Below are 18415 nucleotides of genomic sequence, written 5' to 3'. Positions count from 1 at the left end.
CGCGGCCCATACCAAGTGAATATCCCAGCAAATAACAACAGTGCCGAAGAGATTAATGCGCTAACACCTTTAGTGTTCCTGCCGATGCATGAAATCTAAATGAACGCAGTTTCCAAATGCAGGATATGTCGTTACGGTTGACCAACATCCCTCTCATCATTGCGCAGAATGTACCATCAGGACACCCAATATATTTTACATGTAAATAGTTAATTGGATTTTGAAACAAAACATCCCCTCCCCTATTCAGATATGCAGAACATATCAGCATGCACAAGAAGGCATAACAAAAGGCGGACGGTGAGAACACCGTCCGCCTTGAATACCGGAGGCATAGAACTCTAAGGAACCAGCCCCTCCAGTAATGCACAATGCATAAGCCTGAACTATTTAGCCCTGAGCCTTCATTGCTTCGTAGTATGCGTCCTGAATATCCTGGTGGATACGACCGCGGTCAGAGACCTTGTGGCCGTTAGCCTTAGCCCACTCACGGATTGCTGCGGTCTCGGGGTTGCGCTTGACCGGAGCAGCGGTACCGCGGGGTGCACGGGTGCGCTGGGTAGCGGTACCCTGCACGCGGCGGGACTTTGCCACGAAGGGGCGGATAGCGTCACGCAGGCGAGCTGCGTTAGCGGAGGACAGGTCGATCTCGTAGTGAGCACCGTCCAGGCCAAAACGGATGGTTTCGTCTGCGGGGCCGCCGTCGAGATCGTCTTCAAGGATGATGCGAACCTTCTGTGCCATTGAGGCACCTCCTCATCTGATTGCATATATCCTGTGGATTAAACCCAAAAGCCTCTATCGGAGATTGAGAAAATAGTGTGCCGGATATATTTATGTACTAATTTTCTTTCACATAGTAACAGAAATATATTAAAGATTCCGAAAATATCCTGAATATTGAAATAATGCGCTGATCGCTCTGAGCGATATATCCATTCCGTTCGTCTCCGCATAAATCCGTACCCACCCCACACATTAATGTGCAGTTTGGAGTGCAAATACTTTGGATTCTCTTGCGCACACACGGAGACAAATATCAAATAATGCGCACCCAGCACCGCCCAACAATCTACAGGAAATACACTGCTCACACAGGCACCCACAATAGACCATTCATGCTGCACATTTCCGAACCATTCAAAAGCGAAATTCTGCCCCTATCCCAGCACCTCATTCTTTTCTATACGACACATTCGTGTATAAGAACAGAAACCCCCGCCAGAACGAATAGAGCAGCATAAATCGGCACCAGAATGGAACAAAAAAGCACCGAAAAAGCCTCTGACCTGTGCAAATACCAATTTAAGCCCACAGCACACGCTATACACCGTGCAAAACAGTGCACACAAAACGGCGGGTGCTGCAGGTACACACCGTACCCGCGGCACCCGCCGCATTATCGCCTCTCAAGGTAAAGCTAAAGCTTAGGCTTCCGGCTTCATCAAGGGGAAGAGAATAGTCTCACGAATACCGGGCTGACGCACCACAGTACCCGGACGCTCCGGATCCTGGTCGCCCGCCAGCAGCATAATCAGACGGTCAATGCCCAGACCCAGGCCACCCATCGGGGGTGCACCGTGCTCCAGGGCGCGCAGGAAGTCCTCATCCAGCTCCATCGCCTCATCATCACCGGCAGCAGCCAGTAGCGACTGAGCGGTCAGGCGCTCACGCTGAATAACCGGGTCAATCAGCTCGGAGAACGCGGTACCACGCTCCATACCGCCAATAATCAGGTCCCACGCCTCAATCAGAGGTTCACCGGAACGGTGCGGACGAGCCAGCGGCTGAGCGCTCGGCGGGTAATCGTACACGAAGGTCGGGTTCACCAGGGTCGGCTCAACAATCTCACCGAAGAGCTCGGTCACCAGCTTCTCAGCGTCCCACTTCGGGTCGATATCAACCTCGTGCTTCTCAGCAATCTCACGCAGAACAGAAGCGTCGGTCTCGGGGGTGATCTCAACGCCCACAGCCTCAGACAGGCCCGGGTACACGCCAACCCACTTCCACTCACCGAACAGGTCGATGGTGCCGTTCTCAGTCTCAATACGCTCGGTACCAACAGCCTTCGCGCAGCTCTGGATAATCTCCTTCATGCGCTCAGCCATCACGAACTGGTCTGCGTAGGTCTCGTAGCACTCCAGGGTGGTGAACTCGGGGCTGTGGGTCGAGTCCACACCCTCGTTACGGAACACGCGGCCAATCTCGTACACACGCTCAATACCACCAACCACTGCACGCTTCAGCGGCAGCTCGGTCGCAATACGCATGGTCATCGGCTGGTCGAAAGCGTTCAGGTGGGTGCGGAACGGGCGAGCAGTCGCGCCACCGTGCACCAGCTGCAGAACGGGGGTCTCAACCTCAATGTAGCCGTGATCCTCCAGCACGCGGCGGACGGTGCGGGTAATCAGGGCGCGCTTCTTCACCAGCTCGCGAGCCTCCTCGCGAACCATCAGGTCCAGGTAACGCTGGCGAACGCGGGTTTCCTCGTTCAGGTCCTTGTGCAGAACCGGCATGGGGCGCAGCGCCTTAGACGCCATCTTCCAGTCGGTCACCATAATGGACAGCTCACCGCGGCGAGAAACAATCACGCGGCCGGTCACGAACACGTGGTCACCCAGGTCAACCAGGGACTTCCACTCGGCCAGGGACTCCTCGCCCACCTCAGCCAGCGACAGCATCGCCTGGATGCGCTTACCCTCGGTGCCACCCTGCAGGGTCGCGAAGCACAGCTTACCGGTGTTACGAACGAACACCACGCGTCCACCCACGTGCACCACACGGTCGGTCTCGTCGCCAGCCTTCAGTTCGCCGGACTCCAGCTTCGGGTCGTACTCGGCGCGCAGATCCTCAATGTGGTTGGGCTCCACGCGGTTACCCTCAGAATCCAGCAAACCCACCGGGTATGCCTCACGACCGGACTCGATCAGCTTCGCGCGCTTCTCCAGGCGAATCTGCATCTGCTCGGACATATCAGCAATCGCCGGTGCGGCAGTGTGCTCAGTGCTCACGGTGATACCTATCTGTGTAGTGTGTTGGGGACTCTTCTAAACGAGCGAACGCTTAGCGCAGGTCCATGTTGTCAATCAGGCGGGTCGGGCCAACGAACGCAGCAACCAGTGCCAGCACTCGCTCCGACTCCTCAGTCGGCTCACCGAAAGTCATCGGATCAACCAACTCCAAGTAATCCAGGCGCACGCCGGGAGTGGAATTAATCCGCTCGCGCGCACCCTCCAAATCAATCTCGTGGAAGCCACGGTTCAGCGAATTCTCACGCAGCATCGCCAGGGTGCGGGACAGCACCAGGGCGGACTCGCGCTCCTCATCCGACAGGTAGCCGTTACGCGAAGACAGCGCCAGGCCATTATCGTCGCGCACAATCGCCACCGGACGCATGGTCACGTCGTGGTTAAAGTCGTGAACCATACGCTGAATCAGGATGTACTGCTGAGCGTCCTTCTGACCGAAGTACGCATTCACCGGGTGGTTACCGGCTGCGGGGCGAATAATGTTGAAGAACTTATTCACCACGGTCAGCACACCATCAAAGTGGCCGGGGCGGGTCGCACCCTCAAACTTGGTGCCCAGCTCGCCGCTCGAAATGCGGATCAGCGGGTCACCATCGGGGTACATTTCCTCCACAGAGGGTGCGAAGATGATGCTCACGCCGGCGGCACCAGCCAGGGCAGCGTCTGCCTCCAGGGTGCGCGGGTATGCTTCGTAATCCTCGCCGGGGCCAAACTGCAGCGGGTTCACAAAAATGGAGGCGACCACTACATCATTCTGTTCAGCGGCGCGACGCAACAGGGTTGCGTGGCCGTCGTGCAGGGCGCCCATGGTGGGCACGTAGCCCAGGGATGCGTTCTGGTACTGAACTGCGGTGCCGTTCTGCTCCGCCTCCTGGCGGGCTGCCCGGTCCAGTTCCTCCTGCGCTGCGGCAAGAGATTCGGTGATTGCCGTGCGGAACTCCGCAATGGTGGTCACGACTCGGGGCTTCGAAGTCTCAGTCATGACGAGAACTCCTTGTTTTCGGGGGTTGAATCGTCAATATCGCCGGGGTGGTTGCGGTCCGAAGACTCACCCAGCAGATTCTCAATTCGTCCCAGTTGTTCATCGTTTAACAAACCTCTATTATGCGCTCTTTTTGCGGTTGCGTGTGCCAGAGCGGCATAAGAGTCTGTAATATCACCTGTTTTCTCATGCTCTGAGTACTCATTCAGAGCATGCAGGTGAGCCTTCACGGTGCCTGCGTCTCCACGTGCCACGGGCCCGGTCAGGGCACCCTCGCCGCTGGCGAGCGCGTTGTCCACGGCGGCTCGAACAAGCGGCCCCATGTAGCGTGCCGGGTCCTCAATACCGATGGATGCGAGCATCTGCTGGGACTGACCCAGGATGGTCACGAGGTGGTTCGCGGCGTGCGCCAGGGCTGCGTGGTAGAGTGCCCGGTCAGCCTCGGCAACGTGCACGGGTTCGCCGCCCATCTCCACCACGAGTGCCTGAGCAATCGGGATGAACGGCGCCGGACCGGTCACGGCGAAGCAGGTGCCATTCAGGCGCTGCAGGTCCACGGACATGCCGGTAAAGGTCATGGCGGGGTGAATCGCCAAACCGATAGCGCCCAGCGCGGTCGCCGGTGCGAGCACCTCGGTGCCGTGGCGGCCGGAGGTGTGCACCAGAATCTGACCGGCGGTAATACTTCCCGAGGACGCCAGGTAGGTGACAAGACCCGGCAGCTCATCATCGGGAACCGCAAGAATCAGCAATTCACTACGTTCGGCAATCTGCTCCACAGGCAGCAGCGGCACATCGGGAAGCAGCATCGCGGCACGCTCCTGAGAAGCCTCAGACACCGCGTGAACACCCACAATCGTGTGTTCGCAGGCGCGCAAAGCCGCACCGAGGACGGATCCGACCCTCCCGGCTGAAATAATTCCAATGCCCAAACGCGCAGGTTTTGAATGCTGTATCACGGCTTTAAGTATATTCTCCCTTTCACGCAGGCCCTGCCGCCGGTGTCACGAAGAGCACCGACGGCAGGATGCGCTCTGCAGTTTTGCTAGTTGTCTGGCTGAGCTAGCGGGTTAGCTGAGCTGGCGGGCTGGCTTAGGGGCGCCCGCTCAGTACCGGCTCAGGTACGCGGTAGTAGGGCTCAATACCCTCCAGGCGAACCGTCATCAGCCACACCAAGTCCTCGCAGACGCGCGGCGGCAGGTGCATCATGAGGGTGCGCACCGGGCCGGGTACCGTACCGAAATGCACGCTCGCGCATCCGAAAGCACGCTGCAGCGGGCCCTGCCCCCAGCTCACGCTCAGCACACGGTCGACCGGCACAATCGACAGCGTGCGGATAAAGTAGCCGCCACGAATCAGCAACAGGTCACCGCGCGTATGCTCACCAACGCTCGCGCGTGCGACATCAGAATCAATGCGGGTGGTCGCCCGCGCCGAACCGGCAGTGTAACCGACCGTGGTCACGCCGTTACGCTTCCAGGTGAGCAGGTCCATCCAGCGCGCCGACGAAGGGGTCACAATCATTGCCGGAACCTGCGGCTGCTGACGCTTCAGCGAACCGTCGGCGGTATCCAGCAGCACCTGCGCCTGCGCCTCATCCAGGGCGGGTAGGAGCAGACGCAACACCATCAGCGCCTCCTGCCTATTACCAACCGGCAGGGCAACATTGCGGGTCACCAGCTTCTGGTTGTCGTTCTGCTCAACACCGATACCGGCAATGGTCATCTTGATGCGGTACCAGCCGAACACACGCCACAGAATGGACTGTTCCACCGCCAGCGCCTGAATACGCTCAACCATCACGTTCTGGGTGTGCGTACCGGTGAAACCGTACCGCAGGGTCACCCCGCCCTGACCACTCGGGGTGATTTTGAAGTTCGCGGCACCATCAAAACGCGCCCACAACGTACCCAAGTAACCGAGCAGCGGTACGAAGGTGCCGGGTAGCAACGCCATGAAAATGAAGAACGGGTTCTCGCCGCTTATCACCGCAGCGAAGACGGCCGCACCCAGCATGAGGCTCACGACGGGCACCAGCCACACCAGATGCTCCAGCATGATGGAGGCAACCAGACGCACATTCGAGATGCGGAAAATCGGCGGCTGCGATGGGTCAGCCGCGACCGGCATCGGCATGCGAGCGCCGCGGCGGGATGCGCCGGGGTACTGAGTACCGGACTGCTGGATGCCCTGCTCGGGTGCGGGCTGCACGGGTGCGGACTGCGAGTAGTCGCCCTGCTGAGGTGCCTCCTGCTGATGAGCGGGCTGGGTGCCGTCCTGCGCGGGTGCGCCATAAGACGCTTCATAGGACGTTTCAAACGGGTGATGCAGCTGATTCGCATCCGGCATGCGCTCCGCCGAAATCTGCATGCTGTCGGGCAGCACGTCGACCGGGCGGCCAGCCGCCTCTGAACGCAGCAGGTTAATACTCGCCATCGCGGTGCGGCGCAGAACCTCCGCCTTGCGGGCAGAAACGTACTTGATGTGCAGCGCCTCCGAAGAGCCGTCAGCCACCTCAAAACGAAGCTCCGACAGACCCAGCAGGCGCGCCACCAGAGGACGCGAAATGTCCACGCTCTGCACGCTCTCCAGGCGGATCGTGCGGTTCTTTTTGAACAGAAAACCGCTACGGCGGTGAATCGCCAAATCGTCCAGGCTGTAGCGGGTAAACCACCAATCAATCGAGCCGCCAACCAGAATCAGCATGAGCACGCCGAAGCCGATGAGCTGCGAGTACGTCGCGCTGAAATAGCTGCTGTTCTCGTCGAATGCCTGCGTCAGGCGCGCGCCCCACTCATTCGGCGGGGTCGTCAGAATATTCAGGATGATGCTCTGGAAGAAACCAAACGCCAACAGAATAATGAACCAGAGGTTCATGATGAACGTGCGAATATCGGCACGCCACCACTTCTGCTCCTGCGGTACCTGAGACACAGGAGGCTGCGGTGCCTGCGACGCGGGGTTGGGCGGAACCGGGGTACTCATTAGAGTGCCGCCATTCGCTCATCGGCGCGGCGCACCAGATCCGCGCGCAGCTCCTCCGCCACGTTCAGCGGAATACCAAACAGCACCATCGTGCCGGTGGTCGTACCTGCGGTGCGCACCGTCAGGCGGGCAACACCGCACATGCGCTCCAGCGGACCCGAATCCACATCAACATACTGGATGCGACCGTACGGCATGGAGCTCATCGAACGGAACACGATACCGCGGCGAGCCATCAGGTGATTCGACTCCAGCGCGTAGCCGAGCGCGCGAGTACGGCGCGGAGTGGTCAGAATCCACCACAGACCCCACACACCAAACACCGCGACCACCGCCAGACCGACGATGCGTAGCACCTCCGGGCCGCCGAAGAACGCACCCGCACAATACAGGGCAACACCCGCAAGAATCGGGAGCGCCAGGGCAGAAATAGTGTGAACAAAACGAACCGTCAGGTAGCCGGAGGCGGCGGGCACCCACTGCGGCTCCGGCACGGGCTGCGAGGGAACCGGCTGGGAGCTTACCGGCTGGGAAGGTGCCGGCTGCGAGGGAACCGGCTGAGGCGCGTTCGGGTACGCGGCAGCGGGCGGAACCTGCTGACCGTACTGCGCTTGCTGGTCATACTGCGCTTGCTGGTCATACTGGCTCTGCTGTCCATACGGGGCACCAGCCTGACCGTAGGGTTGCTGGTACTGTCCGTACTGGTTCTGCTGAACAGGCTGACCATACTGACCCTGTTGGGCGTCCTGCCCATACTGGCCATTCGGCGAATAACTATTCTGGTTAGGAGCCGACATAGGTTCCTCCCTCTCGCGGCTTTACAGCACCGGAAGAGGAGGCCGCATCCTCATCATCCTCCGGCGGAATACGACAACAATGCTGAGCCCACAGGCCAGCAATCAGCAGGGCAACACTGCCCACACAATTAACAAGAACCTCCCAAAAGACCACCGAAAAACCGCGCACAGACACCATCGCCACATGGTAACCAAGAATCGCAGCGCACCAGCCCGTCAACAGGGCACCGGTCATGATAGAACCCTGCGCATACGCCACCGCACGCGCCGCAAGAATCGGGCCCATATGGGGTACCTTCTCACGCGTCTGAATACGACGATAACGAGCCACCTGCACACCCAGCCATACGGCGCCCGCCGCAACCAGCAGGCACACCGCGCCGAGCATCCACGAAAAATTCAGCTCACCAAAACCGGCGCCAATCATCGCGGAATTCACCATAAGAGCGGCAGCGGCACCGCACACAGCCGCCACAATAATCGCCCGATAACTCAGGGGCTTCACGGTGTTTCCTTTCGGTAGGTTCCTCTACCTTCCAGAGTGCCACATTTAAGGCTGATCAGGTACCTGCATCTCACGCATATAGCTGATAGCGTCTTCATCCGCCCCAAGCAGCGTGCGGGACAGCTCCGCAACGTTCACGACCTCGCGGCTCAGCGGCGCAGGAACCTCATCCGGCCGCTCCCCCGAAGGCTCCGCACGCCGGGTCACCGTCAAGTGTGCCTGCGGGTCCATCTGCGCCCACGGCACCAGCACGAAAGCACGCTCCTGCACCCGCGGATGCGGCAAAGTCAGCACCGGATCCTCAGAGATCACGCCGTCATAGTCAATCACGTCAATATCGAGGGTGCGCGGGCCCCAACGCACCAGGCGCTCACGGTGATGCGCCGCCTCCACCGCATTACACAGCTTCAGTAGCTCGTAGGCGCCCAGGTCAGTGGCCACCTCAATGACCGCGTTCACGAAATCCGGCTGACCCACCGGGCCACCCACCGGGGCGGTACGGTACAGCCCGGAGGCGCGCACCAGCTGCACGCCGCCCGCCACCAGGTCGGCGACGGCACGCTCCAGGGTGTCTTCGCTTTCGCCCAGGTTCGAGCCCAGTGCCAGCACTGCGCGGTGCCTCTGTATGCTGGGTTTCTGCGTATCGGGCTTCTGCGTGTCGGTTTTCTGGGTGCCCAGCACTAGCGGCCGCCCTCAGCGGTACGCTCAGTAACACGCTCACGGAACGCACTCACCGCCACGTTACCGAACGGCAACTCAATCGGCGCCTGCGGCTTCGACACGGTAATCTCCACCGCCTCAACGTGCTCAAACATCGCGAGAATACCCTCCGCGATATTCACGGCAAGGGTCTCAATCAAATCCAGCGAACCGTTCGTAATGTGGCGGTGAATCAGGTCCACCACCAGCGCGTAGTTCGTGGTCTTCGTCAGGTCATCCGTCGCAGCGGCGGCGGAAAAATCGCTGTACAGGGTCGCATCCACGACGAAAGGCTGGCCGTCGCGCTTCTCAAAGTCGAGCACACCGTGGTAGCCCTTGGCGGTGATGCCGGTGAGGGCGATGCGGTCGTGGCGTGCGTAATCTGCCTGGGTCATTGGGGTCTCCTAAAAGTATTCGGGTAGTCGGCGAGCGAGGTTTAGCTGACAGAACGCAGTGCGGAGGCGACCGTCACCGCATCCACGCTGGCGGGCACGTCGTGCACGCGCACCGCCCACACTCCGCGCGCCGCGACCAGGGCGGTTACCGCCGCCGAGGCTGCGGCACGGTGCTCAGCCGGGCGCGGCTCCGACAGCGACTGCCACAGTTCGCGTTCAGCTTCGCCCGCATCGGTTGCGGTAAAGCCGCTCGCGTTCAGGCGCTCAGCCAGCGCCATATCCGCCGCGGTCAGGGCGTTGGCGATAAAACGCTTGCGGGAACCGGCAATGAGCAGGCGGTGGCCCAGGCCCTGCAGCTCGTCAATGGCGGCGAGCAGCTCCCAATCCTGCATGCCGCCCTTCGCGAAGCCCAGGCCCGGGTCAAGAATCAGGTTCTGCGGCAGCACACCGGCGGCAAGGAAACGCTCACGCAGGCCGGTCAGCTCCTCCACAACCTCGGTAACCACGCCGCGCGGGTACTCCGCCAGGCTGTCCATGGTCTGGGAGGTGCCGCGGGCGTGCATGAGGATGTACGGCACCTGCAGCTCGGCGGCGGTTTCAATCATTTCGTCGCTTACGTTCAGACCGGACACATCGTTGATGATGTGCGCACCGGCGGCGATGGCGGCGCGGGCGGTCTGCGGGTTCATGGTGTCAACGCTGATGGTGGTGCCCATCTGCGCGACTGCCTCGATGACGGGCAGGATGCGGCGCTGCTCCTCCTCCACGCTGATGCGCACGGCACCGGGGCCGGTGGATTCGCCGCCAATATCGATAATGGAGGCGCCCTCGGCAATCATGCGGGCGGCGCGGGCGATGGCGTCGGTGGCTGCGTAGTGCTGGCCGCCGTCGCTGAAGGAGTCGGGGGTGACGTTGAGGATGCCCATGACGAGGGTGCGTTCGGCGGCGAGCGCGTCGCAGGGCAGGGGTGCTACACGGGTGGTGTGTGTGGATTCGGTCATGGTTTTAATCGTACCGAATCTGCCGGATGACACAGCGCGCCATATTTGCATATGGCATACCGATTTAGGGGTATCCTGGGAGGGTATGCTCTGCCTGCGTCACAGCGGTGTGGGTTGGGCACCTCATACACATACATACTCTAGGAAGTGACTCATTGTGAATATGAAGACCGGCGCTTGGATCCTGTCCCTGGTGGCTCTTGCCGCGCTTGTGACCATTGTGCTTGCTGAAGGCGCCCCCGCGGTCCGCTGGATTGCTTTCGGCACCGCAACCGGTTGCGGTTTCATTGCCGTGGGCTTGATCGTGACGCTTGCCCTGGGTTGGGATGATCCGAGCGAGGCGAAGGGTCGCCTGCAGCGTTAGTGGTGGGGCTCTTCTAGCTTCTGCGGTAAGGCACTATCGGCGCCGCCACGGCCGCAGAAGGCACCCGGCTCAGAACACACTCTCGGAGCACTTTGGCGATGCTAAAAGGGGCGGAGGTTTTCACCTCCGCCCCTTTTAGCGTGTCTATCGTGCGCTTAGCGCTGCGAGAAAATCAGGCTCATCGCCTCCGCACGGGTTGCGCCGTTCATCAGCGCACCGCGTACCGCACTGGTCACGGTCTTTGCGCCCGGCTTACGCACACCGCGCATCGACATGCACATGTGCTCAGCCTCAATCACCACAATCGCGCCGCGCGGGTTCAGGTGCTCCTCCAGAGCCTCCACCACCTGCGTAGTCAGGCGCTCCTGCACCTGCGGGCGGCGAGCGTACATATCCACCACGCGAGCGAGCTTGCTCAGGCCGGTGACCTTGCCGTCCGGGCCCGGGATGTAACCCACGTGCGCCACGCCGTGGAAGGGCACCAGGTGGTGCTCACAGGTCGAGTAGAACGGGATGTCCTTCACGAGCACCATCTCGGAGTGGGCGATATCGAAGGTCGTACCCAGAATCTCGCCGGCGTCCTGGTGCAGGCCCGAGAAGAACTCCGCGTAGGCACGCGCCACGCGGGCCGGGGTCTGCTGCAGACCGTCACGGTCCGGGTCCTCACCAATCGCGAGCAGAATCTCTCGGACGGCAGCCTCAATACGCGGCTGGTCGACGGCGTTCTTAGCCTCGCTCATTCTCTGCTCCATTCTGGTTCGGGGTGCCGTTCTCCGGGCGTTGCGCCGGAGGGGCGGGGTAGTTCGGGTACTGCTGGGTGGGCATTGCGACGGTCGGGTCGGCGTCCGGGTCGCTGAGGGGCGCCTGAGGCGGCAACGGCTGCGTAGGTGCTACCGGGACCTGCTGCGCGGGTGCAGCCGGTGCTACCGGAACAGTCGGCGCCTCGGCAGGTGCTTCCTCAGACTTTTCGGCTTCCTTCGCCAGCTCGCTCGGTGCCTTCACCGGCGGGATGTCGGTACGCTCGCGGGTCGACTTGGAGTACCAGTACTCACGCTCGGGGCGCTTGCGAACATCCTTGAAGATTTCGGCAATCTCGTTCTCGAGCAGGGTTTCCTTCTCCAGCAGGGCGAACGCCAGGCGGTCCAGAATATCGCGGTTTTCCAGCAGAATCTGGAATGCCTCATCGTGTGCCTGCTCCAGCAGGGCGCGGATCTCAGCGTCAACCTTTGCCGCGGTCGCGTCGGAGTAGTTGCGTGCCGAAGCGCCGCCGCCACCGAGGAACGGTTCGGTGTCTTCGCCGCCGAGCTTCACGGAACCAATCACGGCGCTCATGCCGTAGTCGGTGACCATCTTGCGGGCGGTGTCGGTTGCCTTCTGAATGTCGTTAGACGCACCGGTGGACGGGTCGTGGAAGACGATTTCCTCAGCCGCACGGCCACCCATCGCGTACGCCATCTGGTCGAGCAGTTCGTGGCGGGTCGTGGAGTACTTGTCGTCCTGCGGCATGACCATGGTGTAACCCAGGGCGCGGCCGCGCGGAAGAATCGTAATCTTGGTGACCGGCGCGGAGTTACGCAGTGCCGCCGCGACCAGGGCGTGACCGCCCTCGTGGTATGCGGTGACCTTACGCTCGTGCTCGTTCATGATGCGCGAGGAACGCTGCGGACCAGCCATGACGCGGTCGATTGCCTCGTCGATAGCGCGGTCGTCAATCACGTTGCCGTTATCGCGGGCGGTCAGCAGAGCCGCCTCGTTCATGACGTTCGCCAGGTCAGCACCGGTGAAGCCGGGGGTGCGCTTAGCGACCTGTGCCAGGTCAACGGTGTTAGCAATCGGCTTGCCTGCGGCGTGAACGCGCAGGATGTGTTCGCGGCCCTGCATGTCGGGGGCGTCCACACCAATCTGACGGTCAAAACGGCCGGGACGCAGCAGCGCCGGGTCCAGAACGTCGGGTCGGTTCGTTGCCGCAATGACGATGACGTTCGAGTTGCCGTCGAAGCCGTCCATCTCAACCAGCAGCTGGTTCAGGGTCTGCTCACGCTCGTCATTACCGCCGCCCATGCCGACGCCGCGGCGGCGGCCAACAGCATCAATCTCGTCGACGAAGACGATGGCGGCGGGGTCGCTCTTCGCTTCCTTGAACAGGTCGCGCACGCGGGACGCACCCACACCCACGAACATTTCAACGAAGTCAGAGCCAGAAATCGAGTAGAAGGGCACGCCAGCCTCGCCCGCCACAGCCTTGGCGAGCAGGGTCTTACCGGTGCCGGGAGGGCCGTACAGCAGAACGCCCTTGGGGATCTTTGCACCCAGGCGGGTGAACTTTTCGGGTTCAGCCAGGAACTCGCGGACTTCTTCCAGCTCGGCGAGCGCCTCGTCCACGCCGGCGACGTCGCTGAAGCGGACTTCCGGCTTGTCCTTGGTGAACTTCTTCGCGCGGGACTTGGAGAAGCTCATCACGGATGAGCCGCCTCCGACTCGTCCCATCAGGAACCAGAAGAGCACACCAAAGAGCAGAATCGGCAGGAGCAGGGACACCAGGGAGCTCAGGAAGCTGTGCTCAACCGGCTGGTCCGTGTAGCTTTCCAGCTCGGCGGATTCCATTGCCTTAGCGACTTCTTCGCCGCGGGGCTGCACGTAGTAGAAGCGCACCGACTTACCGTAGTTGTCGTTGCCCTTCTTGTAGTCGTCCTTAAGCTGCAGCTCGACGCGCTGGTCGCCGTCGTAGATCTTTGCGCTCTTGACCTGGTGGTCGTTGAGCAGCTGAAGACCCACGTTGGTGTCCACCTGACGCGAGGGCTGAGTGAAGAAGGAGGCCATGAGGAAAGCCAGCATGATCACGAGAGCTGCGCCCGGCCAGAACCAGGGGCCGTTAATCAGCTTCTTCAGGAAGCCCTCCGAGCCTTTCTGCGGAGTATTGGGGGTTTGCGCCAATGCTTTGTCCTTACGTTGCGGCTGTAACCCGTTGGGGTGCGGCATGCCTGCCGGAACACCCAACGATGCAACCTTAAATGTACCCTACCCCGGCGGGCGGCTAGGTACCGGGCTTCTCTATTTCACCTGCGGGCTAAAGGGTTGTAGCACTCGGCGGGGGTGAAAGTGCATCTTCTGCGCCGGGTACATCCGCCTCCGCGTACATTCGCCGCCGGGTACAGCAACGCCCCGCTCCCCCACAAGCGTGAGGAGGCGGGGCGTAACCACCTACAGCATGGTTGCTGAGGTGAAGGCTTAGGAGTAAACGTGCGGGTGCAGGGTTGCGACGCAGTCCAGGTTGCGGTACTTCTCAGCGAAGTCCAGGCCGTAACCAACAACGAACTCGGGCTCGATGTCCCAACCGACGTACTTGACCTCAACGTCAGCCTTGACGACCTTGGGCTTGCGCAGCAGGGTGCAAATCTCAACGGAAGCTGCGCCGCGAGAAATCAGGTTCTGCTGCAGCCATGCCAGGGTCAGACCGGAGTCAATGATGTCTTCAACAATCAGGACGTTGCGGCCCACCAGGTCGGTGTCCAGGTCCTTGAGGATACGCACAACGCCGGAGGACTTGGTGCCGGAACCGTAAGAAGAAACAGCCATCCAGTCCATGGTGTAGTGGCCCTTGAGAGCGCGGGAAAGGTCAGCCATGATCATGATGGCGCCCTTGAGAACACCCACCAACAGCACGTCCTTACCGGCGTAGTCTTCGTCGATGCGCGCCGCCAGTTCGGCGACCTTCGCGTTAATCTCTTCCTTGCTGAAGAGAACGTTCTTGATATCGTCCTGCACGTCGATAGCCTGCACGATGTATTCCTTCGTATTCTTTTAGACGCTCTGCGCCTCCGCCGGGGCCCCGGGGGCGGGGTTTCATGCCTTCCCACAGCGGACAATGTGGATGGTGTTCGCTTTAAGTATGGCTTAAAACGGCGCCGCGGCGCACCTCACCACGCAGATAGTGTGTGCTGAGGGCGCTCCACAGGCATCTAGCTGGGCACCTAGTTAGGGTCGAGTTGGCACTAATACGAGCACGTCCAGGCGTTCACCGGTTGCCGGATGCACAATTTTGCGGCGGCGGTACGCGCTCACGTGACCGGGCATCTGAACGGGCCCAGCTACCGCGTATTCGGCGGTGAAAGAGTCCAGCGCCTGCAGTCGCTCGAAGCTGGGGTTCTCTCCTCTGGCTGCCTTGCAGGCGGTCGCGAGCACACGCAAACGTAGCGCCGGGTGCAGCTCCGCCACCTGCGCGCGATCCAGCAGCACGGCGTCCTCACGTTCGATGCCGCGCACGGCGGTTCCGGCGGGTAGAAGCGCCTGCTTGTAGGCTGCCTGCGCCTGCTCGTCGAGATAGTCGGCATCGGGGCCGGCTACGGAGGCGGTGCGCGCCAGGGAGCGGGCGACGTCCCCGCCGAGGTGCTCCTCCAGGTAGGGCAGCACGCTGTGGCGGATGCGGGCACGCATGAGGGTTTGGTCGGTGTTGGTCGGGTCGATCCAGGGGGTGAGGGTTTCGGCGTCGCAGATGTCGAGCATGTCTGCTCGGCGCAGGCCGAGGAAGGGGCGCAGGTAGGTGACGCCCCCTTCGACGCGCACGGGCGGCATACCGGCAAGGGAGCGTGTGCCGGAGCCGCGGCTTAGGCCGAGCAGCACGGTTTCTGCCTGGTCGTCGAGGGTGTGGCCGAGTAGCACGGCACGGGCGCCGGTGGCTTCGACAGCTTGGGTGAAGGCGGTGTAGCGGGCGGTGCGCGCCGCCATTTCGGGGCCCATGTTGCCGACGGGAACCTGCACTTTTTCGGTGATGACGGGGTGAAGCCCCAGGTCGGTGAGGGTCTGCGCGGTCTGCGCGGCGACTGCGGCGGAGTTTTCTTGCAGGCCGTGGTCGACGATGATGGCGCCTACGCGTACGTCGCCACGGCGGGCGAAGTGCGCGGCAATGGCTGCCAGTGCGAGGGAGTCGGGGCCGCCGCTGCAGGCGACCAGGAGCAGGGGCAGGTCGGCGGCGTCCGCGGTGGAGGCGGTGCGGGATCGTCCGGTGGCTTTGATGCTTCCTGCGCCGAGGAGCTTTTCGAGGGCGGCGGCGAGGTGGCGGCGGGCAGTGCCGACGGCGGGGTGCAGGCGTCCTGCGCGTCCATTCTGCATGAACCAGTCCTATCAGAAGTTACGGTTTACCTGTAGAGGGCAACCATGGCGGCACCCGTGTTAATAGTACGGGCACAGCAAAAGGGGGCGTGCCCACCGCCTCCAGCACGCACGAAAACTCGCACGAACCGGACACGGGGAACACGCCCCCTCTAAAAACCGGGTGCACCTAACGGTGCGGCAGCTTAGTGACCCTCAGCTGCGAAACGGTCGATAGCCTCCTGGACCATCTTCTCAGCAGCAGCCAGGTCTTCCCAGCCCTCGCCCTTAACCCACTTGCCGGGCTCCAGGTCCTTGTAACGCTCGAAGAAGTGCTGAATCTCAGCCTTCAGCTGCTCCGGAACATCAGCCAGGGACTTGATGTGGTCGTAACGCTTGTCGGTGGGAACGCACAGAACCTTAGCGTCGCCGCCAGCCTCATCGGTCATGTTGAACACTGCAACGGGGCGGGACTCAACCAGCACGCCGGGAACAACGTCAACGTCCAGGATCAGCATTGCGTCCAGCGGGTCGCCGTCCTCACCCAGGGTGTTCTCGAAGTAACCGTAAGCGGTGGGGTACTGCATGGAGGTGAACAGCACGCGGTCCAGGCGCAGGCGGCCGGTCTCGTGGTCCACTTCGTACTTCACGCGGGAGCCGCGGGGAATTTCAATAGTGACGTCGAGTTCCATCGGAACCTTCTTTCTCGTGAGTTAGAGTCACTTTCGCGGCGACTTCGGCGCGCAAGGTGCGAAAGTTAGGTGTTGAACTCACCCATTGTAACCCGTTCACGCACACCGAAACCGCGTATTCGGCGCCAAAACCAGCGTAATTTACCACGCTCACACCACTGTTAACGTTCCGCCTGGTCCCGCGCACACCAGCGCGACCCGCCGCCGTGCCGGGCAGGGCAGATAGGGTTCGTGAAGGGAGGGAGGAACGCGGCAGGAGTGTTCCAACACCGGCGCGCAAATTCGATAGGTAAGCCATCCGCCCGCTATGCTCAAAAGATGCCTTCCAACAAGCCCAGCACACAGACCACCACCCTCACCCGCCGCGCCGCCCTCACCCTCGGCGGCATGCTCCTCCTCACCGCCTGCGGATCCGCCGCAACCGAGCAGAAACGCCCCGAAGGTTCCGCAAGCCCCACCGGCAGTGCATCCGGCAGCGCCGAGGCGACCGCCTCCGCAACCCCGAGCGCTACCCCGAGCCCGGCCCTCGCCCCCGCACTGCCCGAAGCGGAACAGGAGCAGCTACGCAACGCCCTCACCGCACTCTTCGCGGACGGCACCTACCCGCAGTACAGCCTGCTCGTCACCGGCATGGACGGCAACCTGCCCAGCGTCAAGGCGACCACCGCACCCGTCGACCTGTACGCCGCCAACGCCGACACCGCGCGTGTGCCCGCCTCCACCTTTAAGGTGCTGACCCTGTTCGCGCTCAACCACTACGCGAACCTGCAGGCGCGCCTGCGCACCCGCGTCACCCGCGACACCGCCGGACTGTACCTCATGGCGGGCGGCGACACCCTGCTCGGTGCGGGCGCCTCCAACCCGAAGCAGATTGTGGGACGCGCAGGCCTGGGCACCCTCGCCGAACTGACCGTGAAGGCGCTGAACGAGGGCGAAAAGCCGACCGCGGCGCTGCCCGTCTACCTGGACGGCACCTTCTTCAGCGGCCCCAGCGTGAACCCCGGCTGGGATGCTGCGGACGTGGCATCCGGCCAGATCACGCCCATTCACCCGATTGCGCTCGAATCGCACACGGTGCCGGGCAAGTCGACCGCAAGCAACCCGGTACGCCCGGATGATGCGGCGGTTGCCGCCCAGCAGGCGTACGTGGATGCGCTCAACACCGCCGGTAAGGAGTCCGGGCTGAGCTTCACCCTCGCGGAGCGCCGCACTGCCCCTGCGGAAGCGGTTGAAATCGCCGCGGTCGAGTCGGCAACCCTGCTGGAGCAGGCGCAGCACATGATGCTCGAATCCGATAACGCCCTGGCTGAGGTGCTTGGCCGTTGCGCCGCCATCGCCGCAGGTAAGGAAGGCAGCGGCGAAGCGGCACAGCAAACCGTGCGCCAGGCGCTCGTGGATGCCGGCGTGAACATTGAAAACCTGGTGCAGGCGGACGTGTGCGGCATGTCGTTGACGGACCGCGTGACCGCCCGAACCCTCGTGCAGGTTATTGCGCTCATGAACGCCGACGAGCACGCCGAGCAACTCATGAGCACCTTCCCGGTGGCGGGCGTGAGCGGCACCCTGACCGACCGTTTTGGTGCGGCGAACGCCGTGCACGCGCGCACTTTTGTGCAGGCGAAGACCGGCACCCTGTACACGGTGTCTTCGCTGTGCGGTGTGGCGACCCGACCCGACGGCACCCGCCTGATTTTCGCGATTATTCTGAACGATCTGGGCGGCTCGGATGCGCTGCCCGCCGCGAAGGAACGCGTGGACGCCGCGGCGGCGGCGATTGCGAACCGCTCGACCGCGCCGAGTGCTTCTAGTGCTTCTAGCGCTTCTAGCGCGCCGGAAGCTTCCGTGGACGCTACTACAGAAGCAGCAAAGACCCCCTAA

Annotated in this window: 17 protein-coding genes; 2 read left to right on the top strand and 15 right to left on the bottom strand. The window is 62.1% G+C overall.

What is annotated here, in order from left to right; translation table 11 throughout:
• Positions 1 to 390 precede the first annotated feature (390 nt).
• The 10 genes from RWZ58_RS03240 to folP all read right to left on the bottom strand — a co-directional run bounded on the left by RWZ58_RS03240 (position 391) and on the right by folP (position 10393).
• Positions 391 to 744, bottom strand: coding sequence for an Lsr2 family protein (locus RWZ58_RS03240; RefSeq protein WP_060824230.1), 354 nt, complete (start codon positions 742 to 744; stop codon positions 391 to 393).
• 683 nt (positions 745 to 1427) lie between these two features.
• Positions 1428 to 3011: a lysine--tRNA ligase gene (lysS, locus tag RWZ58_RS03235; RefSeq protein ID WP_083324832.1), complete on the bottom strand. Its 1584-nt coding sequence runs from the start codon at positions 3009 to 3011 to the stop codon at positions 1428 to 1430.
• Between the two features lie 52 nt (positions 3012 to 3063).
• On the bottom strand, positions 3064 to 4011 hold the full coding sequence (gene panC / locus RWZ58_RS03230) for a pantoate--beta-alanine ligase (protein WP_314657370.1): 948 nt from the start codon (positions 4009 to 4011) through the stop codon (positions 3064 to 3066).
• Entirely contained in the window at positions 4008 to 4970 is a 963-nt protein-coding gene (locus RWZ58_RS03225; RefSeq protein ID WP_314657369.1) for a DUF2520 domain-containing protein, read from the bottom strand. The genes panC and RWZ58_RS03225 overlap by 4 nt, the downstream gene beginning before the upstream one ends.
• Positions 4971 to 5103: 133 nt before the next feature.
• Complete coding sequence (locus RWZ58_RS03220) at positions 5104 to 6996, bottom strand: PH domain-containing protein (RefSeq protein ID WP_314657367.1); 1893 nt, start codon at positions 6994 to 6996, stop codon at positions 5104 to 5106.
• Positions 6996 to 7793, bottom strand: coding sequence for a PH domain-containing protein (locus RWZ58_RS03215; RefSeq protein ID WP_314657365.1), 798 nt, complete (start codon positions 7791 to 7793; stop codon positions 6996 to 6998). Before RWZ58_RS03215 ends, RWZ58_RS03220 begins: the two co-directional genes overlap by 1 nt.
• Positions 7780 to 8298 (bottom strand): DUF3180 domain-containing protein, encoded by a 519-nt coding sequence (locus RWZ58_RS03210; protein WP_005504359.1) that lies wholly within the window; start codon positions 8296 to 8298, stop codon positions 7780 to 7782. Before RWZ58_RS03210 ends, RWZ58_RS03215 begins: the two co-directional genes overlap by 14 nt.
• A gap of 45 nt (positions 8299 to 8343) precedes the next feature.
• Positions 8344 to 8979, bottom strand: a complete 636-nt coding sequence (gene folK, locus RWZ58_RS03205) for a 2-amino-4-hydroxy-6-hydroxymethyldihydropteridine diphosphokinase (RefSeq protein WP_399549420.1) — start codon at positions 8977 to 8979, stop codon at positions 8344 to 8346.
• The gene (gene folB, locus RWZ58_RS03200; protein ID WP_314657363.1) at positions 8979 to 9392 is read right to left on the bottom strand and encodes a dihydroneopterin aldolase; all 414 of its coding nucleotides are present in this window, start codon (positions 9390 to 9392) and stop codon (positions 8979 to 8981) included. Before folB ends, folK begins: the two co-directional genes overlap by 1 nt.
• Before the next feature lie 41 nt (positions 9393 to 9433).
• Complete coding sequence (gene folP / locus RWZ58_RS03195) at positions 9434 to 10393, bottom strand: dihydropteroate synthase (protein WP_314657361.1); 960 nt, start codon at positions 10391 to 10393, stop codon at positions 9434 to 9436.
• 157 nt (positions 10394 to 10550) lie between these two features.
• Between folP and RWZ58_RS03190 the strand changes: the two genes are divergently transcribed.
• Positions 10551 to 10757, top strand: coding sequence for a hypothetical protein (locus tag RWZ58_RS03190; RefSeq protein ID WP_294627161.1), 207 nt, complete (start codon positions 10551 to 10553; stop codon positions 10755 to 10757).
• 155 nt (positions 10758 to 10912) lie between these two features.
• Here RWZ58_RS03190 and folE read toward each other — a convergent pair whose 3' ends face one another.
• The 5 genes from folE to ppa form a co-directional block, all read right to left on the bottom strand.
• On the bottom strand, positions 10913 to 11497 hold the full coding sequence (gene folE / locus RWZ58_RS03185; protein ID WP_005504347.1) for a GTP cyclohydrolase I FolE: 585 nt from the start codon (positions 11495 to 11497) through the stop codon (positions 10913 to 10915).
• The gene (gene ftsH / locus RWZ58_RS03180) at positions 11484 to 13691 is read right to left on the bottom strand and encodes an ATP-dependent zinc metalloprotease FtsH (RefSeq protein ID WP_314657358.1); all 2208 of its coding nucleotides are present in this window, start codon (positions 13689 to 13691) and stop codon (positions 11484 to 11486) included. The genes folE and ftsH overlap by 14 nt, the downstream gene beginning before the upstream one ends.
• 294 nt (positions 13692 to 13985) lie before the next feature.
• A complete protein-coding gene (gene hpt, locus RWZ58_RS03175) occupies positions 13986 to 14537 on the bottom strand; it encodes a hypoxanthine phosphoribosyltransferase (protein ID WP_005504342.1) in 552 nt (183 codons plus the stop codon).
• A 195-nt stretch (positions 14538 to 14732) separates the two neighbouring features.
• Entirely contained in the window at positions 14733 to 15866 is a 1134-nt protein-coding gene (gene tilS / locus RWZ58_RS03170; RefSeq protein ID WP_314657356.1) for a tRNA lysidine(34) synthetase TilS, read from the bottom strand.
• A 185-nt stretch (positions 15867 to 16051) separates the two neighbouring features.
• A complete protein-coding gene (gene ppa, locus RWZ58_RS03165; protein WP_005504328.1) occupies positions 16052 to 16537 on the bottom strand; it encodes an inorganic diphosphatase in 486 nt (161 codons plus the stop codon).
• A gap of 318 nt (positions 16538 to 16855) precedes the next feature.
• Here ppa and dacB point away from each other — a divergent pair, with 318 nt between their 5' ends.
• Positions 16856 to 18415: a D-alanyl-D-alanine carboxypeptidase/D-alanyl-D-alanine-endopeptidase gene (gene dacB / locus RWZ58_RS03160; RefSeq protein ID WP_314657353.1), complete on the top strand. Its 1560-nt coding sequence runs from the start codon at positions 16856 to 16858 to the stop codon at positions 18413 to 18415.

The organism is uncultured Rothia sp. (assembly GCF_963544205.1).
Classification (GTDB): domain Bacteria; phylum Actinomycetota; class Actinomycetes; order Actinomycetales; family Micrococcaceae; genus Rothia.
Note: the sequence above shows the minus strand (reverse complement) of the source record. Positions and strands in the feature narration are given on the sequence as shown.

Coding starts and splice junctions, on each gene's coding strand:
- ppa (WP_005504328.1), bottom strand. CDS start 16,537: ATGGAACTCGACGTCACTATTGAAATTCCCCGCGGCTCCCGCGTGAAG.
- panC (WP_314657370.1), bottom strand. CDS start 4,011: ATGACTGAGACTTCGAAGCCCCGAGTCGTGACCACCATTGCGGAGTTC.
- folP (WP_314657361.1), bottom strand. CDS start 10,393: ATGACCGAATCCACACACACCACCCGTGTAGCACCCCTGCCCTGCGAC.
- RWZ58_RS03220 (WP_314657367.1), bottom strand. CDS start 6,996: ATGAGTACCCCGGTTCCGCCCAACCCCGCGTCGCAGGCACCGCAGCCT.
- folE (WP_005504347.1), bottom strand. CDS start 11,497: ATGAGCGAGGCTAAGAACGCCGTCGACCAGCCGCGTATTGAGGCTGCC.
- folB (WP_314657363.1), bottom strand. CDS start 9,392: ATGACCCAGGCAGATTACGCACGCCACGACCGCATCGCCCTCACCGGC.
- RWZ58_RS03240 (WP_060824230.1), bottom strand. CDS start 744: ATGGCACAGAAGGTTCGCATCATCCTTGAAGACGATCTCGACGGCGGC.
- dacB (WP_314657353.1), top strand. CDS start 16,856: ATGCCTTCCAACAAGCCCAGCACACAGACCACCACCCTCACCCGCCGC.
- tilS (WP_314657356.1), bottom strand. CDS start 15,866: ATGCAGAATGGACGCGCAGGACGCCTGCACCCCGCCGTCGGCACTGCC.
- RWZ58_RS03215 (WP_314657365.1), bottom strand. CDS start 7,793: ATGTCGGCTCCTAACCAGAATAGTTATTCGCCGAATGGCCAGTATGGG.